Consider the following 19,309-nt stretch of genomic DNA (forward strand, 5'->3'; position numbering starts at 1 on the left):
GGCGGTCCTGCCAATAAGCAGAACCGCCAAGCCGATTTCCTGGAGGCTACTTCACCAGGGCGCGCTTCAAGGTATCCAGGCCAACTGAACCGAGCTTCAATGCCGCGGTATGGAATTCCTTGAGCGAGAAGTCCTCGCCCTCGGCGGCCGCGAGATCGTCGCGGATCTGCTCCCAGAGCCGTTGGCCGATCTTGTAGGACGGAGCCTGGCCTGGCCATCCCAAATAGCGGTTGTACTCGAAGTCCAGCTGACCCGTGGACATGTCCAGATTCTTCTCCAGGAACTCATAGCCGTTTTCGGCGTTCCAGGTGCCGGTGCCCCACTGTGCAGGAACTTCCAAGCGCAGGTGAACTCCTATATCAAAGACCACTCGCGCGGCTCGAATGCGTTGCGCATCGAGCATGCCCATGTAATCGCCCGGGTCATCGAGGTAGCCCAGCTGGTGCATGAGGCGTTCGGAGTACAGCGCCCAGCCTTCGCCCTGTCCGGAAACCCAGCACATCAATCGGCGCCAGCTGTTGAGCGTGGAGGCCTGCATTTGGGCTGTACCGATCTGCAGGTGATGGCCGGGAACGCCCTCGTGATAGACGGTGGTGAGCTCGGCCCACGTGGTGAATTCATCTTCTCCAGGCGGAACCGACCACCACATCCGTCCCGGGCGGCTGAAGTCTTCTGACGGGCCGGTGTAGTACACGCCGCCATCCTGGGTCGGAGCGATCATGCATTCGATGCGGTCCATTGGCGCCGGGATGTCAAAGTGCTTGCCCGACAAGTCCGCCATGGCCTGGTCAGCCTTGCCCTGCATCCACTCCCGCAAGGCGTCGGTGCCTGAGAGCTTGCGCGCCGGATCCTCGTTGAGGATCTTCTTGGCTTCCTCGATCGTGGAGCCCGGCTTGATCTGCTGGGCGACGCGCCGCTGCTCGGCGATGATGGCATCGAGTTCGCCGACGCCCCAGGCATAGGTCTCTTCCAAATCCACTGCGGCGCCCAGGAAGCGGCGGGACATCAGCGAGTAGTACTCTCGGCCCACCGCGTCTTCGGCCGGTGCCTGTGCCAGGAGTTCATCTTGCAAGTACGCGGTGAGTTTGCGGTAGGCCTTCTTCGCGGCTTCGGCTCCGGCTTCCAGCTGTGCTTGCAAAGCGGTATCCACTGCGGTGCCGGAGGTGGCCAACTGGTCGAAGAATCCGCCATCCTTGGCGTAATCGGTGGTTTGCGTGATCACTATGGACACTTGGCGCTGCGCCGCAACCAGATCATTTGAAGCGGAATCACGCAAAGATGCGATGTAGCCGTCAATCGCAGCCGGAATGTTGGACATTCGCTGGGCGATGAAAGCGTAGTCCTCGGAGGACTCCTGCGGCATCAAATCGATGATTGAGCGGATTTCCTGTGCCGCGCTGGCGATATTGTTCAGCTCGGTGCGCCCGGTGAACAGGATTTCCAGTTCGAGGCTCAATCGCTCGGTCATCGCGTCAAGCGAGACTTCGTCAATTGCGTCGACCGCAGTGGCGTTGGCCAATGCGCCCAAAGTCTCCCGCAGCAAACTGATCTGCTGGGTGGTGCCAGCAGGGGAGTAGTCGCCATAGGTGGTCTCGTAGCCTGGCAAGCCAAGGGAAACTCCCCATTCCGGGGTCAGTTCAAGGGACTTGGCGAAGAAGGCTTCGGCGATCTGGTCGATTGCCGAAGGCTCGCGGTGCGGTGCAGAGGATGTCATGTAACTAACAGTAGTTGATATGAAAGATTTGTTGAAGACTTTTGCGCAGGTTCGTTCTGAACTGCTTCCGCGGTCGTCTAGCAGGTGCTTCCAGGCGCGGGTTATGCCGCTGGACCTGCCGAAAAGGAATCAAAGGGCATCTGCGGTCGCATAGGCGGTTCCCGCTGATGGAGATGAAGCACGCGAATTGTATTGCGTTGATGAATCGCCCAGTCAGTGCCCATGGGGAGAACTCTCCATGGCGGAGGTTTTGTCAGTTCGTTAGAATTGGAGGGCGTTGAGTCTGGCTATGGGGAATAGGCCGGATTCTGGCGCACATTCGTACCAGCAAACCAAGGACTGACCTCTAGATGGCCAAAGCCGCTTCGACCGGATGGACTGGACTGCTTAAAAGCACCGGGTTCAAGGTGACTGCGATCCCAGTCGTGGCGGCCCTTGCCGTCACCGGCGCCATTATCTATCCGGGCTTCGAAACTGCTGACGTGGAACTCAACGACGGTGGTGTCTGGGTAGTCAATCAGTCCGAAGGCAAGATCGGGCATGTCAACTACCAGTCGCGCACCATCGACGGTGGCGTTGCCACCCCGCTGGCCAACTATGACCTGGTGCAGCATGAAGAAAGCGTGCTGGTACGCAACCTGGAACAGGCCTCGCTGACCACTATTGACCCCGCGATGGTGCAATTTGCTGGCGATAACAACCTGCCAGCCAACTCATCCTTCTCCTTCGGTGCGTCCGTTGTCGCCGTCACCGACGCGGAACACGGAACTGTCCAGGCCAGCAACCTCGAACAGATTGCCGATTTCAAGGGCGAAGGCGCCGAACCGCTGATCGAGTCCAAGGGCGAAGTCGCCGCCGTGGTTGGCGCCGACGACACCATCTGGGCCGCAGACCTCGGCGCAGGAACCCTTTCCAGCTTCACCCTGGACGACGACGGGAAAGCCGAACTCGCCCAGGAATTCGAAATTCCGGAACTGGCCGAGATGAAGGAGCCGCAGCTTTCGGCCGTCGGCAAGATCGGCGTGGTCTTCGATGAAGCCACCGGCGAACTGGTCACCTCGGAGGGCAACTCCGCAATTCTCGAGAATCCTGCCAACGCCCGGATCCAGTCTCCGGGCCCGGAAGCCGAGAACATTGCTGTGGCCCTGGACCAGTCGCTGGCAACGGTGAGCCTGTCCGGCAAAGCCACCAACTATGAGCAGCTGGAAACCGCTGGCACCCCTATCCAGCCGGTGCGCGTGGGAACGTGCACCTACGCGGCCTGGCAGACCAGTGGCGAGTATCTGCGCTTCTGCGATGACCCGGCACATAACCAGAGCACCACAATTCCGGAAATGCCAGAAGGCGCTGAACTGGCGTTCCGCGTCAACCGGGACGTGGTCGTGCTCAACGACGTGCATTCGGGGCAAGTCTGGTTGGCCAATGAAGGCATGGAAATCGTCAGCAACTGGAGTGATCTGGAACCGCCTGCTGGCAAGGGCGAAGCCAAGGAAGAAGAAACCAAGGAAATCACCGACGCCATCGAGCTGCCTAACCGCACCGAGGAAAACAAGAAACCGATCGCCGAGGACGACAGCTATTCGGTACGCCCCGGCCGCACCACCTTGCTGCCGGTGCTCTATAACGACGTGGATCCGGACGGCGATTTGCTGACCGCGAACCTGGAAGGCGCTGCGCCCTCGGTAGGTGCCGTGCAGCCGGTCCATGACGGCACCGGATTCCAGATTGTGGTTCCCGAAGATGCCAGGGGCGGCGCAAGTTTTTCCTACACCACCAAAGATGGCCGCGGGGGACAGGACACCGCGACCGTCAAGCTGAACGTGGTGGACGATGAAACCAATAAGGCTCCGGAACAAAAGCGCACCACCGTGCTGCGCGTGCAGCAGGGCGAGTCAGTCAGCCACAACGTGCTCGCTGACTGGACCGACGCGGAAGGCGATGACCTCCGCTTGCTCGGTGGAACTTCCGATGGCGATGATGTGATCCGCGTCCAGCCCGATGGCACCTTGACGTTCCAGGATGACGGAAAGAAGCTGGGGCAAAAGGAATTGGCCATCCAGGTTTCCGACGGGCAGGAGGGCACCAAGGGCCGGGTCCTGATCGAGGTCTTGGCCGACGCCACCGTCAAACCGGTGACCGCAACCGATCATGTGGTGGCCAATATCAATGAATCCGCCAGTTTCTCCCCGCTGGAAAATGACACTGATCCCAGCGGGGACGGTCTGCGGCTGGCCGGCGTGGATGATGTTCCCGGGTTGGAAATCAAAACCAACGCACAGACCGGAACCGTGACCGCACGTGCCGAACGTGCCGGAACCTACTACGTTGAATACATGGCCACCAACGGCCCGGCCAGCGCTCCGGGCCTGGCCCGCATCGATATCAAGAAGCCGGAAGAAAATGCCGAGGATCCGATCGCGGTACGCGATGTCGCCTTGCTGCCTGCCGGCCAGGATGTACTGGTCAACGTGCTGGGCAACGACACCGACCCGGCCGGTGGCGTACTGGTGGTAACCGGCGTGCAGACCGCCAGCGACAAGCCGTTCTCCACCTCCGTAGAACGCAATACCTTTGTCCGCATCACCGACGTGCGCGGCCTCACCGACCCGACCACCATTAGCTACACCGTGTCCAATGGCTCTCGTGAAGCGACCGGTTCCATCCGCGTGATTCCGATTCCGGCACCACCACGCATGGATCCGCCGCAGGCCAACCCGGACACCGTCACCGTCCGCGAGAACGACGTGGCCACCGTCAAGGTTCTGGAAAACGACATCCACCCGAACGGCGGAGAGCTGCTCTTGCGTCCCGAGCTGGAAGAAGCTGATGATCTGGGAGAAGGGTCCCTGATCTCGGTTGCCGACGAAACGATTCGATTCCGCGCCGGCGACTTTGGCGGCAAGGCCAAGCAGGTTTCCGCGGTCTACACCGTGGCAGGACCTGATGGCCAGGAAACCAGCGCCAGCGTCACCTTCAACGTCCTGCCCGAGGCAGAAGCCAATGACCTGGAAAAGAACACCCCGCCGAACCCGGAACCAGTCACCGGGCGGGTCTTCGCCGGCTCCAGCACCAACGTGCTGATCCCGATTGACGCTATCGACCCCGATGGCGACTCGGTCTCCCTCGTGCAATTCGGCGATTCCCCGCGCATGGGCACCGCGAAGATCCGCGGGGCCTCCGTCGACTACACGGCTAACCCCGATGCCTCGGGCACCGATGAATTCAGCTACGTGGTGGAAGACCGTTTGGGTGCCCGCGCCACCGGCACGATCAAGATCGGCGTGGCACCGCTTGCCGAATCGAATAATTCCCCGGTTGCCGTCAACGACTTCTTGACCGTGCGCCCCAACCGCCCGGTGGCGGTGGACGTGATGGACAACGACACCGACCCGGATGGCGACCCGATCGCCTTGATGAGCGAAGTCTCCACCGAAGCCAGCACGGAGGTGGAAGTCATTGACGGCCGCGTCACCCTGACCTCGCCCCCGGAAGACGGCAACGTTTCGGTGCGCTACATGATTTCCGACGGCCGCGGCGGCACCGCGGCGGGCACGCTGAGCATCAAGTCCGATCCAGAGGCCCAGCTGCTGGCGCCCATTGCCCGCGATGACCGGGTTTCCTTGGAAGAAGTCATCGGCGATGAACAAGTGACCGTAGATATCTTGCGCAATGACGAGGACCCGGATGGCAGCTCCAGCGAATTGGAGATCAGCTTGCCGGATAACCCGTCTACTGCCCAAGTCACCGAAGATGGCCTGGTCGTCACCGCCACCGAGGACGCGCAGATCATTGCCTACACCCTGACCGACCCCGACGAACTGGCTTCTACTGCCTTCGTCCATGTGCCAGGCACCGCCGGAGCACGGCCAATCCTGCGCAGCGGGCTGAATCTGCAGGTCGAGGCGGGACAGGTCCTGCCACTGAACCTGGATGACCTGGTCCTCGTCCGCGAGGGACGCACCCCGCGCTTGACCACCGAAGAGTCGGTGGCCTCGATGCCGCAAAACGACGGCGAGCTGGTCAAGTCCGCCACCGAGCTTTCCTTCCGTGCACCGGTCGATTTCGACGGCTCGGCTACCGTCAGCTTCGAAGTCACCGACGGCACCGGCCCCGACGATGAAATGGGCCTGAAGTCCAAGCTGACCCTGCCAATCAATGTCACCCCGGCTCCGCGCCAGAACGATTCCGAGGAACGCCAGAACCAGAACGAGGAAGGCCAACCGGAGGAAGAAGAGCCAGAGGAAGAGGAAGAAGAGCAGCCGCAGGAGGAGAACTTCGCTCCGACCCTGCAGGCCAATGCCTTGGCCGTGGGCCAGGGCGAGGAGCCAGCCTTCCTGGACCTGCGCATGGCCGCCAACGATGCCAATGAAGACGACGTTCCGAAGTTGAAGTTCGCCATCTCTTCGGTGGATATCCAAGGTGTCCAGGCCGAACTGGTCGAAGAGCATAACCTGAAGGTCAGCGCCGGAGCTTCGACCCCGAAGGGCACCACCGGTACCGTCACCGTCACGGTCAGCGACGGTGTGAACCCGCCGGTTCCGGCCGCCATGAACATCACCGTGACCGGCTCGGTCCGCGAGCTGCCGGTAGCTGTGGCCGATAACGTGGCCGATGCGGCCCAGGGCAAGACCGAAGTGGTCGATGTGCTGGCCAACGACCACAACCCGTACGCGGATGAAGGCCCGCTGCGCCTGATCAACGCCCGCGCCCTGGAAGACACCGGGGAAGTGGAAACGAGCGGCGACAAGGTATCCATCACCCCGAAGGACAACTTCGTGGGCACCATGCGGGTGGAATACACCATTGGCGATGTCACCGAAGACGTGGCACGCAACGTCATCGGTACCGTGACGCTGAACGTCAAGGGCGCCCCGGAAGCCCCGGGCCTGCCACGCGTCCAGTCCACCGGGGATGAGAAGGCTGTACTGCAGTGGGATCCACCGGCCAACAACGGCTCGCAGATCACCCACTACACCGTGACCGGCGGCGGGCACACCCAGCGGTGCGCCACCACCACCTGCACCATCACCCCGCTGGCCAACGACACCGTATACAACTTCACGGTGACCGCCGCCAACGAGATCGGCCAGTCCCCGGCCTCGGCGCCGTCAGCCGATGCCCGACCGGACGTGGAACCCGAACAGCCTGCCGCCCCGACCGGCACCGACGGCGACCAGCAGGCGGCCTTCAAGTGGACTGCCCCCGCCAGCCGGGGTTCGGCCATCCAGAGCTACACCTTGGAGATCTCCCCGGCACCGGCCAACGGCGTCACCCAGGTCACCGGCATTACCGGCACTTCCTATACCTGGAAGGGCCTGAAGAACGGCACCGATTACCAGGTCCGCGTGCGTGCGGTGAACAAGGCGTCCAAGCCATCGGCCTTCAGCGCCTACTCGGCAGCCGTGACCCCGGCTGGCAAGCCGTTCAAGCCGTCCGCCCCCACCGCGGCCCGCAAGGAATCCGCGGTGGATGGCGGCGTGGTCAACGTCGCCTGGAACGCACCGGGCACCAATGGCGCACCGATCACCGGCTATGCCCTGCGCGTCTACAAGTCCGGAACCCTGGAGAAGACCATTGGCTCCATTGCGGCCAACCAGACCAGCCAGTCGGTCACCGGCCTGAGCACCTCGGGTTCCTACACCTTCACCATCGCGGCAACCAACCGCAAGGGCAGCTCGGAACAGAGCTCGAATTCGGTGGCGGTGACCCCGTACGGGCGTCCAAAGGCCGTGTCCAGCGTGAGCGCCAAGGCCACCGGCGCCAATCGCATGGTGCAACTGGGCTTCCAGGCTCCTGCGGCCAACGGCTCGAAGATCACCGGATACCAGTACTCCGCCGATGGCGGAGGGTGGCAGTCCTTCGGCGGCCCCGGCTCGGTGATCGACACCGGTTCCAACGGCACCGCGCATACCTGGCGCGTGCGTGCCTTGAATGCTGCCGGCCCGGGAGACCCCAGCCCGGCCAGCAACCAGACCAGCGCCTACGGTCCGCTGCGCGATAACGCGAAGATTTCCTCGTCGCATGGCGATAACTGGATTTCCTTCAGTTGGAATACAGCCGCCGGCGAATCCAACGGACGCAAGGTCACCCAGACGGTAGCCATTGACGGGTCTAACACGGCTAACGACGGTACGGAGAAGGTCAGCAACCTGGGCTACTCCACCAGCCGCACCCTTAAGATCGTGGCCACGGATACCGAAGGCCAGAGCAAGTCCTGGTCCAAAACGGATCAGACCAATCCTAAGCCGGCCCGTTCGGTGAAGCTGTCCGAAGGACCGTTGTACAACGGCTACGCGAACTCCACCTGCCCGCCGAACTGCTACAAGTACCACGTGGAGCTCTACGACTTCGACCCGGGCACCCACACCTACCTGGCGCAGTGCTACCACTCCAAGGGAATGTTCTCGGATAATTACGTGACCTTCAACGTCGACGGCAATGGCCGGGCCTCCAAGGACTTGCCATGCGTGATCGAATCGGGATATGCCCAGCCGTACTTCGCGAAAATCGACGGCACGGAATCCGACCGGGTTAATTTCAGATAAGCGCGGCATCGGCCGAGCATCAAGACGTACAGAAAGAACAAACACTGCCATGACCATGAGCACCGAGCAGGCCAACTGGTTCTGCGATACCTTCGCCAAATTGGTGTCCAATGTCGGACTGTCCGTGCTGGGCAAGGACCAGGCCATCAAGCTGGTGCTAACTGCCATGCTCACCGAAGGGCACGTGCTGCTCGAAGACGCACCGGGCACCGGCAAGACCATGCTGGCCCGCTCGCTGGCCGCCACGGTGCGGGGCAGCAACTCGCGCATCCAATTCACCCCGGACCTGTTGCCCTCGGACGTCACCGGCATCACCATCTACGACCAGCGCAGCGGGCAGTTCGACTTCCACCATGGACCGATCTTCGCCAACCTCGTGCTGGCCGATGAGATCAACCGCGCGTCTCCAAAGACCCAGTCGGCGTTGCTGGAAGTCATGGAAGAAGGGCGGGTCACCGTCGATGGCACCACCTACCCGCAGGCTCGCCCGTTCATGGTGATTGCCACCCAGAACCCGATCGAGCAGGCCGGTACCTACCGGCTGCCCGAAGCCCAGCTGGACCGTTTCCTGATCAAGACCTCCATCGGGTATCCGGACCGGGAAGCCACCGTGGCGCTGCTTTCGGGCAGCACCCAGCGTGACCGCTCGACCGCGCTGAGCGCCATCATCACTACCGAAGCAGTGGTGGAAATGGCCGAGCTGGCAACCACCGTGCATGTGGACACCGCCGTGCTGGAGTACGTCGCGGCGCTGTGCGAAGCGACCCGCGAAGTTCCGGAAACCCGTTTGGGAGTTTCGGTCCGCGGAGCCCTGGCGATGGTGCGCGCGGCCAAGGTGTGGGCTGCCAGCCAGGGACGGAACTACGTGCTGCCGGATGACATCAAGGAATTGGCGCCCTATATCTTCACCCATCGCCTGGTGCTGGACCCGGAAGCGGAATTCACCGGCACCACCTCCGCCCAGGTCATCACCTCGGTGCTGCGCAAGGTCCCGGCCCCAACCCGTCGTGGCAATGAAGACTCCGCTCTGGCCGCCGGCAAGGACCAGGACGATCATTAATGAGCAGACGAGCTAAGCGTTCTGCACGGAGCACCAGGCTGAATCGCAGGGCCGAAATGTCGCTGACCATGGCCAGCGAAGCAATGCAGGTGCTGCGCGAATACCTGCGCCCTGCAACATCGCGGGTCAAGGAATTCAGCACCCGTTTCCTCGCACCGGTCACCACGGTCATCTCGCCGCTGGGCTTCGTGCTGCTGGGTACAGCGATTCTCCTGTGGATCCTGGGCGCCAGTTTCGGCTGGCAGGAGGCCCTGCTCGGCGCCTTCATGGCCACCTTGCTGCTGCTGGCTTCCGTGGGATTCATCCTGGGCCGCAATGATTTCAGCGTGGACCTGGACCTGCACCGCACCCGTGTCGCTGTGGGGGACCGCGCCGTTGGCGCCCTGCAGGTGGCCAACCAGGCCTCGCGCAGCGCAGCGCCGGTGATGATGGAACTTCCGGTAGGCCATGGTGCCGCCCAGTTCCGGATCCCGCGCCTGGAGCCGCAAGGAACGCACGAAGACCTGTTCACCATCCCGACCCAGCGCCGCCAGGTGCTGGAGGTGGGGCCGGTCCGCTCGGTCCGCCAGGACCCCTTCGCCATTCTGCGCCGGCAGGTGAAATGGACCGACCGCTACGAGCTGTTCATCCATCCGCGCACCACCGCGCTCGATGGCTCCTCTGCTGGTTTCATCCGCGACCTCGAAGGCATGCCCACTTCGGATCTCTCGAACTCCGATGTGTCCTTCCACGCCCTGCGCGAATACCAGGCAGGAGACGACCGCCGCCATATCCACTGGAAGTCAACGGCGCGTACCGGTGAATTGATGGTCCGCCAGTTCGAAGAGACCCGGCGTTCGCACCTGGCACTGAGCCTGAGCACCAATCTGGACGAGTACTGCGAGGCGCACGCAGAGGAAGATTTCGAACTGGCTATTTCGGTCGCTGCCTCCATCGGGCAGCAGGCAGTGGCGGAACAGCGCAAGCTGGCCATCGTGACCCAGCAAGGTCCGGTGCGCACCGACAGCGGCCGCATGATGATGGACTCGCTGACCCGCATCGAAGCAGCCGCTGGCCAGCGCGAGAACCTGGTGCAGGTGGTTCGCCACACCGCCGATATCGTGCCCGGAGCGTCGGTGCTTTTCTTCCTCACCGGCACCAGGACCAGTGCAAAGTCGCTGCGTGAAGCCTGGATGCATGTGCCTGCCGGAGTGCGCGCCATCGCTATCAGGTGCGAGACCGGCATGGAGCCGACGCGCTCGAACATTGGCGAGCTGACGGTACTGAGCCTGGGCAAGCTGGAAGAACTCGGCTTGATGCTGCGAAAGGCCGTGGCATGAAACAGTCTTTGCCCCTCTGGCGCTTCGGCGTTGACGCGATCTGTCTGGGATTGGCCCTGGTCCTTGGTGCTCTGGGTCTCCTGGACGCCTACGGCGCGAGCTTGAACTTCATCCTGGCTGCCGTCGGCGGAATTGTTGCCGGTCTTGCATTGGCCTGGGCCAATGTGCACTTCAAGCTGGGCACTTGGCGGACCATGGCCCTGTTCGCACTGCTGTACCTCGTGCTGGGCACGCCGTTGGCCACTCCACGCGAGGCTGCCTTCGGAATCTTGCCCACCGGGCAATCCCTGCGCACCTTACTGACCGGCCTGGTCTTCAGCTGGAAAGACATGCTCACCGTGGCGCCACCGGTAGGCTCCTACGGCGGCGTACTGATCGTGGCCTTCCTTTCCGCGCTGCTCACTGCACTGCTGGCCGGATTGGCGGCTTGGCATTTGCGCTCGCCGTATTGGACTTTGCTGCCGCTGCTGGCGATGTTCGTGCTGGGTATTGTTTTCGGCACCCGCGACGTGCCGATGCCGATCGCCCGTGGCGTCGCCTTGATTGCGGTATTGGTCGGTTGGCTTGCCTGGCGGCGCTTCATGGACACGCGCATTTCCGGCGGATTCAGCTCGCTGAACCACGAGCAGCTTGACTCCCATGGCGGCCAGCAGATGTTGCTGCGCCGCATCATTGCCGGAGCCCTGGTGCTGGCCGGAGCCGGCGTAGCGACCGCCGCGGCCACTCCGCTGCTGGCCCCCGAAACCCCGCGCCAGGTGTGGCGCGATGCGTTGGAACCGCCTGTGGATCTCTACGATTATCCAAGCCCGCTGACGAGTTTCCGCAAGTATGTGAAGACAATGGCTGACGACACCCTGCTGACCGTCAAGGGCTTGCCAAAGGACGAGCGCATCCGCTTGGCCGCATTGGATTCCTACAACGGCATGGTCATCAACGTGGATCCTTCCGCTGGTGGCAGTTTTGCCCCCGTGGGTGATGCCAGCGATATTCGTTCTGCCCAGACGCTGGAAGGCCGCGAAGCGGCTGAACTTGAAATCTCGATCCAGGACTATGAAGGGGTGTGGGTTCCTTCCGGAGGCAAGCTCATGGGCTTGGATCTGGCCGGCGGTCGTGAAGATGAACTGGCCCGTTCCCTGTTCTACAGCGATACCTCTGAAAGCGCGCTGAGCTCCATTGGCCTGGAGAAGGGCGATGCCTACACGGCTAAGGTGCTCTTCCCCGCCAAGCCGAGCGATGACCAGCTCAATGAACTGGATTTGGCGCAGTTCCGCATGCCAGAGCTGGCCAATGTGCCAGCCACGGCGGGAGCCAAGGCCGCCGAATTCACCGGTACGGCACGCGGCGACCTGCAGCGCGTGCGGAGCATTGAAGCCATGCTTTCCGGAACCGGATTCTTCTCCAACGGCACCGAGGGCCAGGTTCCCTCGCTCTCCGGGCACGGAGCGGGACGTATCACCAGCCTGCTCGATGCCGAGCAGATGATCGGCGATGACGAGCAGTATGCTGTCGCGATGGCGCTGATGGCCCGCGAGCAAGGGATCCCTGCGCGCGTAGTCATGGGTTTCTACCCGGAGGAATACGCGCCGGGGAAGGCCGTTGAAATCAAGGGGTCCGATGTTCATGCCTGGGTGGAGATCGCTTTCGAGGAAATAGGCTGGGTTGCTTTCAACCCGACGCCGAATGAAGACGAGCAGCCCACTCCTCCGGAACAGGAACCCAAGGCTGTGCCGCAGCCGCAGGTGCTGCAACCGCCACCACCGGCGCAGGAAGAAGCGGATTTGCCTCCGCAAACTGCACCGGAGCCGCAGGAAGTCGAAGAGGAACCGAAAACCTTCTGGGAACGCTGGGGCCAGGTCATCATTGTCGCCGGCATTTCGCTGGGTTCGGTGCTGCTTGTGCTCTCGCCGCTGCTGCTGGTTGCCTTGCTGAAGCTGCGCCGCAGGCAGAAGCGTTCTCAAACCGGCAGCGCCGGTGACCGCGTGAGCGGTGGCTGGCAGGAATTGCTCAGCCATGCCACTGACCACCGAATCGCGACTGCCAGCGGTGCGACCCGGCGGGAAAGTGCCGGCGTGCTGGCCGACGGTTTCCCGGCGCTGTCCAGCCCGGTGCAGTCGCTGGCGCAGCGTGCGGATGCGGCGAACTTCGCGCATGAAGAACCGACCGAAGAGCAAGTGCGGAAGTACTGGGAGGATGTCATTGCGCAGACCCAGAAGATGCAAGAGCCGCTGGGCTTCTTCGGCAAGATGCGGGTGAAATACTCTCCACGCTCTCTGATACACGAGTTGGCGGCTAAAACGGTCACCACGGCACGAACATTGCAACGGAAAAACAGGAGCAAGCCATGGCGGTAAAAATGGACCTGGTAGATGCCCGAACTGCGCAGCGGCTGCTTTCGTGGCTCGTCGACTTCCTGCCAGTACTGGTCCTCTCGGCTATTTTCCTGCCGATGATCGGATCCAGGATGGTGAACTCGCTGGATGCGCCGCAGATCATGGGCGAGATCGCCGGAACGTACATCCTGTACGGCGTCCTGGCTCTGGCCTACACGGTGTTCTTGTGGTGGTGGGAAGCTGCTGCAGGCAAGAGTCTTGGCAATGTGCTCCTCGGGTTACGCACCGCTACTGTGTCAGGCGAGCGCCCGGGCTGGGGTAAAACCATTATTCGCCGTTTGCTGATAGCCGTCGCGGGTATCGTTCCGATCCTGGGACCGGTGCTGATGGTGATCTCCAACCAATTCGACGCGAACGGCAAGAAGCAGGGATGGCACGATAAGGCGGCCGGGACGCTGGTACTGGATATCAAGGCTGGACGGGATCCGCTGACTACCGGTGGTACCGGGGGACCGGGGTCTTTCGCGCCTGAGCAGCAGTATGCTCCGGGCCGTCGCTTCGTGGGCGAACCAGAAGAAGAGCCCGGCAAGTCCTCGGGAGTCATCGATTCGGTGCCAGGCGCCGTGCGCGCCAATGCGCCTGAGGCGCAGAAAGCAGCTCGTCCCCGTCCTGCCTCGCAGCCTAAGCCGGAGGCGAAGATCGTTGAATTCCCTTCGTCCAAGTCCGGTGGTGACCCGGATGCAGATCTCGGTCACACGCAGATTCGTTCGCAATCGCCTGATGCCTTGCATCTGCTCTTTGACGATAGCCGGTGCCTTGACCTTGCTGGCAGCATCTTGATCGGACGCAACCCTTCCTACGCAGAGGGCGATGCAGGTGTTCACCTGGTCGCGGTGGATGATCCGGAACGCACCGTCTCCAAAACGCATCTGCTGATCGAGCCGGGCGTAGGCAGTGTCTGGGTTACGGACCGGGATTCGGGCAACGGTTCTTCCATTGTCGATGAAGACGGAAATGTGCGCGAACTTGTCCCGGGCAAGCCGGAGCAGGCAATGATTGGCCATACGGTGTACTTCGGTGACCGCTACTTCCAGGTGGAACGTCCGTGACAGATACTAGCCCGGCAGCCAGCCTCAGATTCAGCCACGGCCAGGCAACGGACCGTGGACTGCGCCGCGCCTTGAACGAGGACAGCTTGCTGGCCTCGGAACGGTTGCTGGCCATTGCCGATGGCATGGGCGGACATGAAGCCGGTGAAATAGCTAGCGCCCTGTGCCTCAAGATCCTGGGTGCGGGATTCCAAGACGCCGGCACCAATCTCGATCCGGAAACCCTGGACGCGCTGCTGCTTGAAGCTGACCGCAGCATTGTGGAGGCAGGCTCCGGCCGAGCCGGAACCACACTCACTGGGGCCGTGCTGATTGATGCAAGGACCTCCAGCGGGCAGGAAGAACAACCCGAACTGCTGGTGTTCAATGTGGGCGACTCGCGCACCTACCTGTGGGCCCAAGGATTGCTGCAACAGGTCAGCATCGATCACTCCGAAGTGCAGGAGCTGATGGATATCGGCCAGCTGGACGCCGCGCAAGCGGCCACCCATCCGCGCCGGCACGTCATCACCCGCGCATTGGGGATCAACGCCAACAGCCAACCCGATTACTGGCTGGTGCCACTAGCAGGGCACGAACGCATTCTGGTCTGCTCAGATGGGCTGAGCAGCGAAGTCGGCGACGCCGCAATCCAGGAGATCCTCACGCGTTTCCCGGATCCGCAGCAGGCGTCCGAGGAACTGGTCCAAGCGGCCATCGACGCCGGAGGACGCGATAATATCAGCGTGATCGTCGCCGACGTGCAGTATGGGCACCCCGATGATGTTGGCATTACAATCCCACGCATATCGACCACGAGCCACCAAGAGGAGAAATCATGAACGGCCTGAGTTACATTCCCGGAGACTGGTACGCCCTGGTGAATAACCAGCACATCGTCCTGCTTCCTGCCAGCGCCAGCGCCGAACAGGTCAACGTTTTGTGGTCCAACCTCGTTGGGAAGACGACGGTGGAAGCACTGCTCTCAGAGCTGTTGCCGCTTTACCAGATGAACATTGCCGAGCTGCCGAACTTCGCTTTGGTTTCCCGGGACAGGGCACCGCATCTGGTCTTGCGGGGAGCCCCAGAATTTACCGCACGGACAGCTGCCGGTGACGAGCTGGTCAGCGGTGCCGGCATTGCGACCTGGACCGAACGCAAACTTGGCGAGTCGAAGTCATGGACTTTGAGCACCGGTTCGGCGAATCCTGAAGCTGCGTTCGCGCTGCCAATTAGCGAAGGCATTGTTCGAGTATCAAGCCTTGAGTGGGGCACCGAAGGGGACGCCGCTGCTGGTGCGCCCGCCGGTGCCGCATCCAAATCACCTGCCACCCCTTCTGCTCCGGCCAAAGCAGCTCCAAGCGTGATGGCGCCTGCCGCCGCTGCGGCCAAGCCTGCTGCGGCTCCGGCAAAGGCGCCAGCGCCAACTGCGGCTAAGCCTGCTGCTGCGCCCGCGCAGGCAAAGGCCCCCGCAGCAACGGCGGCTAAGCCTGCGGCGGCCCCCGCTGTTGCCAAGCCGGCGGCTGCTCCGGCAAAAGCTCCAGCGGCAGCGAAAGAACCAGTGCCAGCTGCGGCTAAGCCTGCGGCGGCGCCCGCGCAGGCAAAGACCCCCGCAGCAACCGCGGCCAAGCCTGCGGCGGTGCCCGCGCAGGCAAAGGCCCCAGCGGCAGCGAAAGAACCAGCGCCAACTGCCGCCAAGCCGGCATCCGACCCGGGCGCCGCCGCGCCGTCCAAAGAAGCAGGAGATCCCAAGGGCCCCGCAGCTGTGTTGGCACGAGCAGCCAAGGCAGCCGACGCGGCCAAGGTATCTGCACAGGGTGCCGGGGATGAGCAGACAGATGGCACGGCAACGAGTTATGCGCTGCCGCCGACCGAAGTCTCGGAAGAAACTCAGGATCCAGCACAATACGAGCAGGAAGCCTACTCGGAGGAACTATCGCTGGGCGGACAGCTGCTGGGCGCCAGAGGTGCAGCAGAGACCGTCTACGATACCGGCCAGGGCGATGATCTGGACACGATTATCAAACCGCGCCCGGGAAGTCCTGCCTCTTCGGCGCGGCCGGTTGAACCAGCCGACGACGAGCACACGATCATCCGCGGCTCCAGTGTTCCGAAATCCAGCGCCGCTTCAGGTTTGGACGCCAAGGACGGCACCGAAAATTCGGTGTCGCTGAATGAATTCATCTTGGCCCGCTCTTGCTCCAAGCGGCATCCCAACCCTCCAACTGCCTCGACCTGCCGGGAATGCGGCGAGCGCCTCACCGGCCAAGCGCAGCAAGTTCGCAAACCGGCCATGGGGCGCATGATTGTCAGCGATCACGGTGGCGCCCGCGAATACGCCCATGAACTGAACCGCTCGGTGATCCTGGGGCGCCAGCCAAGCGCAGCAGCCATCAAATCCGACACCGAACCCCGCCTGCTGAAGGTGGAAAGCCCAAGCGGTGACATCTCCCGCTCGCACCTGCATGTGCGAGTGGAAGGATGGCATGTGCAGCTGGTTGACCTGGGTGCGACTAATGGCACCGTGCTCCTGCGCGAAGGGCAGCGGCCACGGCGCCTGTCCCGGCACCAGGAGATCATGCTGATCAACGGCGATGTTGCTGATCTGGGCGATGGCGTGAGCATACGCTTCGAGGATCTGCCGTGAGCCTGCGGCGCGCGCCAGCTCCGGCACCGCAGATCCCGGGATTCACCTACGTCAAGCCGCTGGGCACGGGCGGATTTTCCGATGTCTACCTGTACGAGCAGCACCGGCCCAACCGCAAGGTGGCGGTGAAGGTGCTGCTGGCGGATGTCAGCGATGAGGAAGCCCGCCAGCGATTCGAGGCGGAAGCCAACTTGATGGCCCAGCTGTCCACCCATCCGTATATTGTCACGATCTACCAAGCGGAGATCACCGAAGACGGACGTTCCTATTTGGCCATGGAGTATTGTTCCCGGCCTTCTTTGGACGTCCGATACCGTCGTGGCGTCCTGAGCATTGATGAAACGCTGTCCCTGGCGATCCAGTTGTGTTCAGCGGTGCATACTGCGCATCTTGCTGGCATTGTGCATCGCGATATCAAGCCGGGAAACGTGCTGACCACCGACTACAACAGGCCGGCGCTGACCGACTTCGGCATCTCGGGAACTATCGGTTCACACACCGCTGGGCTTTCGGTGCCATGGTCCGCACCGGAAGCCTTCGGCGATGGCATGCCTCCGGGTGTGCGCATGGATGTGTACTCGCTCGGTGCCACGATCTATACGATCTTGGCCGGGCATTCGCCATTCGTCCGTCCTGGACAGGATAATTCGCAGGCAGTACTCATTGAGCGGATTTGCAATACGCCGTTGGTGCCGTTGGAACGGCTTGATGTTCCTGAATCATTGAGCCAGGCGCTGGCGGTAGCCATGGCGAAGAACCCGGCGTCGCGATTCGGCTCGGCTGCCGAACTGGCCCGCTCGATGCAACGAATCCAGATCGAGCTGGGCTTCTCGGTCACGCCCTTTGAAGTACTTGAAGAACCTGCAGAAGCGGTTGACGAAGATCACGGCGAGAGCACTCGCGTTCGCAATGTTACTTCGATTAGCGATGCGCAGCGTCCGCTGCCTGCCCCACCGATGATTTCCTCCGTTCCCGGGCAACGGCTGCGGCAGGCAGGACCGTCAGTTCCAATACCGCGGCTGGAAATGCCGAAGGATTCCATTTCGGCTCCGGGCCAGCAGAGCGCAGCTCCAGGCGAATCAGGAACGCCGGTGGACGCGCCGGCAGAACCGAAGCCGCGCCAGGGCCTGCCGAAGGTCTTCATCGCAGTGGGCCTTGTGCTATTTCTCCTGGTTGGCGGCGCTGTCATTGCCAACATGTACTTGCCGGACCAAAATGCTGCACAGCGTTCTGGCCCCCCTATTACAGCGACGGACGGGCCCAAGGATGCATTGGTTGGCGGCACTGTGCCGAAGGTGGATAATTTTGCGTACTCCACGGTCGGAGAAACTGTAACTTTCCGTTGGTCCAACCCAGAACCGAATAAGGCAGACCATTACCGGTGGGCTCCAATTACCGCCACGGAAACGGGAGAATACAAGCAGACGATGTCCCCAAGCGCCACTACCGAGATCGGGAAAGGCGGACAAACCTGTATCGAGGTCAAGCTCGTGCGCGATGATGGACGTATCTCGGATGGAGCACGGTTCTGCACCGCCGCAGGTTCAGGAAAGTAGGCAAGAGAGATGAGTGAAGTAACTATCGAGTACTGCGGACAGTACTATCCTGTCCACGACGCCAAGCCCTTCACCATCGGCCGAGAAGGCGATCTGGCCATCGACGACAATCCCTACTTGCACCGGCACTTCTTGACGATTACCAAGCAAAGCGGGCTGTGGTGGCTTAATAACGTCGGTAGCCGGCTGACCGCGACGATTGCTGACCGTACCGGCGGACTGCAGGCCTGGCTCTCGCCGGAATCGAGCCTGCCCCTGGTGCTGAACCGGGTGGGCGTGGTTTTCACCGCCGGTCCCACCACCTACGAGCTATCGATTCATGTTGCGCAGCCGGCATTCCGGCAGGCCTACATGGACTACGACGCTTCGGGCGAGACCACCATTGGCCCGGTGCTGCTGACCAGTGCCCAGCGGGCCTTGGTCGTTGTCCTGGCTGAGCCGATGCTGCGCCGTGAAGGCACTGGCTTGAGTTCAATTCCCACAAGTGCCGCTGCCGCCGCCCGGCTGGGGTGGGGAATTACGAAGTTCAATCGCAAACTCGATAACGTCTGCGACAAATTGGACAAGGCCGGCGTGGCCGGGCTGCGCGGGGGGCCTGGAAAATTGGCCACCAACCGCAGGGCGCGACTGGTGGAACACGCTGTGAGTTCGCATCTGGTGACTCGTGCAGACCTAGCCATCTTGGACTTCGAAGTTCCCGACGAAGACTAGGATGCCAGCGGCGCTGCACAGAGCAATGGCCCGGAAAATTCCGCTAGGGAACGTTCCGGGCCATCGCTTTCAGCAGGCCTTAGCGCCGGCCAATAGTCCAGCCCAAACGCGGGGCCAGCGCCCGGCGCCTGCGGATCCGGGCTACACGCTTCTTGGGCTCTGCGGCTTCTGGTGCAGGAGCCGGAGTATTGCCCATGGCAGCGAGCAACGCGGTAACTACCGCCACTTCCTCGTCACTGGGGTTTCCCTTGGTGACGCGGATCTGCGGGGCAACAGGCAACGCAGCGTTCTGTTCCATGGGAGTGCTCCTTATTGGTTTTAGCTGGTACTAGGCGGGCA

At 62.3% G+C, this 19,309-nt stretch carries 11 protein-coding genes; 9 read left to right on the top strand and 2 right to left on the bottom strand.

What is annotated here, in order from left to right; translation table 11 throughout:
* Positions 1-46: 46 nt before the first annotated feature.
* On the bottom strand, positions 47-1,714 hold the full coding sequence (locus ACIOTN_RS13640; RefSeq protein WP_402735506.1) for a DUF885 domain-containing protein: 1,668 nt from the start codon (positions 1,712-1,714) through the stop codon (positions 47-49).
* Positions 1,715-2,064: 350 nt separating this feature from the next.
* Between ACIOTN_RS13640 and ACIOTN_RS13645 the strand changes: the two genes are divergently transcribed.
* From ACIOTN_RS13645 to ACIOTN_RS13685, 9 genes are read left to right on the top strand one after another with little or no spacing between them, the layout of a single operon-like run.
* Positions 2,065-8,259 (top strand): Ig-like domain-containing protein, encoded by a 6,195-nt coding sequence (locus ACIOTN_RS13645; protein WP_402735507.1) that lies wholly within the window; start codon positions 2,065-2,067, stop codon positions 8,257-8,259.
* A gap of 49 nt (positions 8,260-8,308) precedes the next feature.
* Positions 8,309-9,319, top strand: a complete 1,011-nt coding sequence (locus tag ACIOTN_RS13650) for an AAA family ATPase (RefSeq protein WP_402735508.1) — start codon at positions 8,309-8,311, stop codon at positions 9,317-9,319.
* On the top strand, positions 9,319-10,638 hold the full coding sequence (locus tag ACIOTN_RS13655; RefSeq protein WP_402735509.1) for a DUF58 domain-containing protein: 1,320 nt from the start codon (positions 9,319-9,321) through the stop codon (positions 10,636-10,638). The genes ACIOTN_RS13650 and ACIOTN_RS13655 overlap by 1 nt, the downstream gene beginning before the upstream one ends.
* The gene (locus ACIOTN_RS13660; RefSeq protein ID WP_402735510.1) at positions 10,635-12,989 is read left to right on the top strand and encodes a DUF4129 domain-containing transglutaminase family protein; all 2,355 of its coding nucleotides are present in this window, start codon (positions 10,635-10,637) and stop codon (positions 12,987-12,989) included. Before ACIOTN_RS13655 ends, ACIOTN_RS13660 begins: the two co-directional genes overlap by 4 nt.
* Entirely contained in the window at positions 12,980-14,077 is a 1,098-nt protein-coding gene (locus ACIOTN_RS13665) for an RDD family protein (RefSeq protein WP_402735511.1), read from the top strand. Before ACIOTN_RS13660 ends, ACIOTN_RS13665 begins: the two co-directional genes overlap by 10 nt.
* Positions 14,074-14,898, top strand: coding sequence for a PP2C family serine/threonine-protein phosphatase (locus ACIOTN_RS13670; RefSeq protein WP_105657132.1), 825 nt, complete (start codon positions 14,074-14,076; stop codon positions 14,896-14,898). Before ACIOTN_RS13665 ends, ACIOTN_RS13670 begins: the two co-directional genes overlap by 4 nt.
* Positions 14,895-16,703, top strand: coding sequence for an FHA domain-containing protein (locus ACIOTN_RS13675; protein ID WP_105657133.1), 1,809 nt, complete (start codon positions 14,895-14,897; stop codon positions 16,701-16,703). Before ACIOTN_RS13670 ends, ACIOTN_RS13675 begins: the two co-directional genes overlap by 4 nt.
* Positions 16,700-18,259 (top strand): serine/threonine-protein kinase, encoded by a 1,560-nt coding sequence (locus tag ACIOTN_RS13680; RefSeq protein WP_332503532.1) that lies wholly within the window; start codon positions 16,700-16,702, stop codon positions 18,257-18,259. Before ACIOTN_RS13675 ends, ACIOTN_RS13680 begins: the two co-directional genes overlap by 4 nt.
* A 9-nt stretch (positions 18,260-18,268) precedes the next feature.
* Positions 18,269-18,970 carry a hypothetical protein gene (locus ACIOTN_RS13685; protein WP_332503534.1) on the top strand — a complete coding sequence of 234 codons (702 nt, stop codon included), beginning with the start codon at positions 18,269-18,271 and terminating at the stop codon, positions 18,968-18,970.
* Between the two features lie 79 nt (positions 18,971-19,049).
* Here ACIOTN_RS13685 and ACIOTN_RS13690 read toward each other — a convergent pair whose 3' ends face one another.
* Positions 19,050-19,268: an acyl-CoA carboxylase subunit epsilon gene (locus ACIOTN_RS13690; protein WP_105657136.1), complete on the bottom strand. Its 219-nt coding sequence runs from the start codon at positions 19,266-19,268 to the stop codon at positions 19,050-19,052.
* Positions 19,269-19,309 lie beyond the last annotated feature (41 nt).

Source organism: Glutamicibacter sp. NPDC087661 (assembly GCF_044743275.1).
Lineage (GTDB): Bacteria > Actinomycetota > Actinomycetes > Actinomycetales > Micrococcaceae > Glutamicibacter.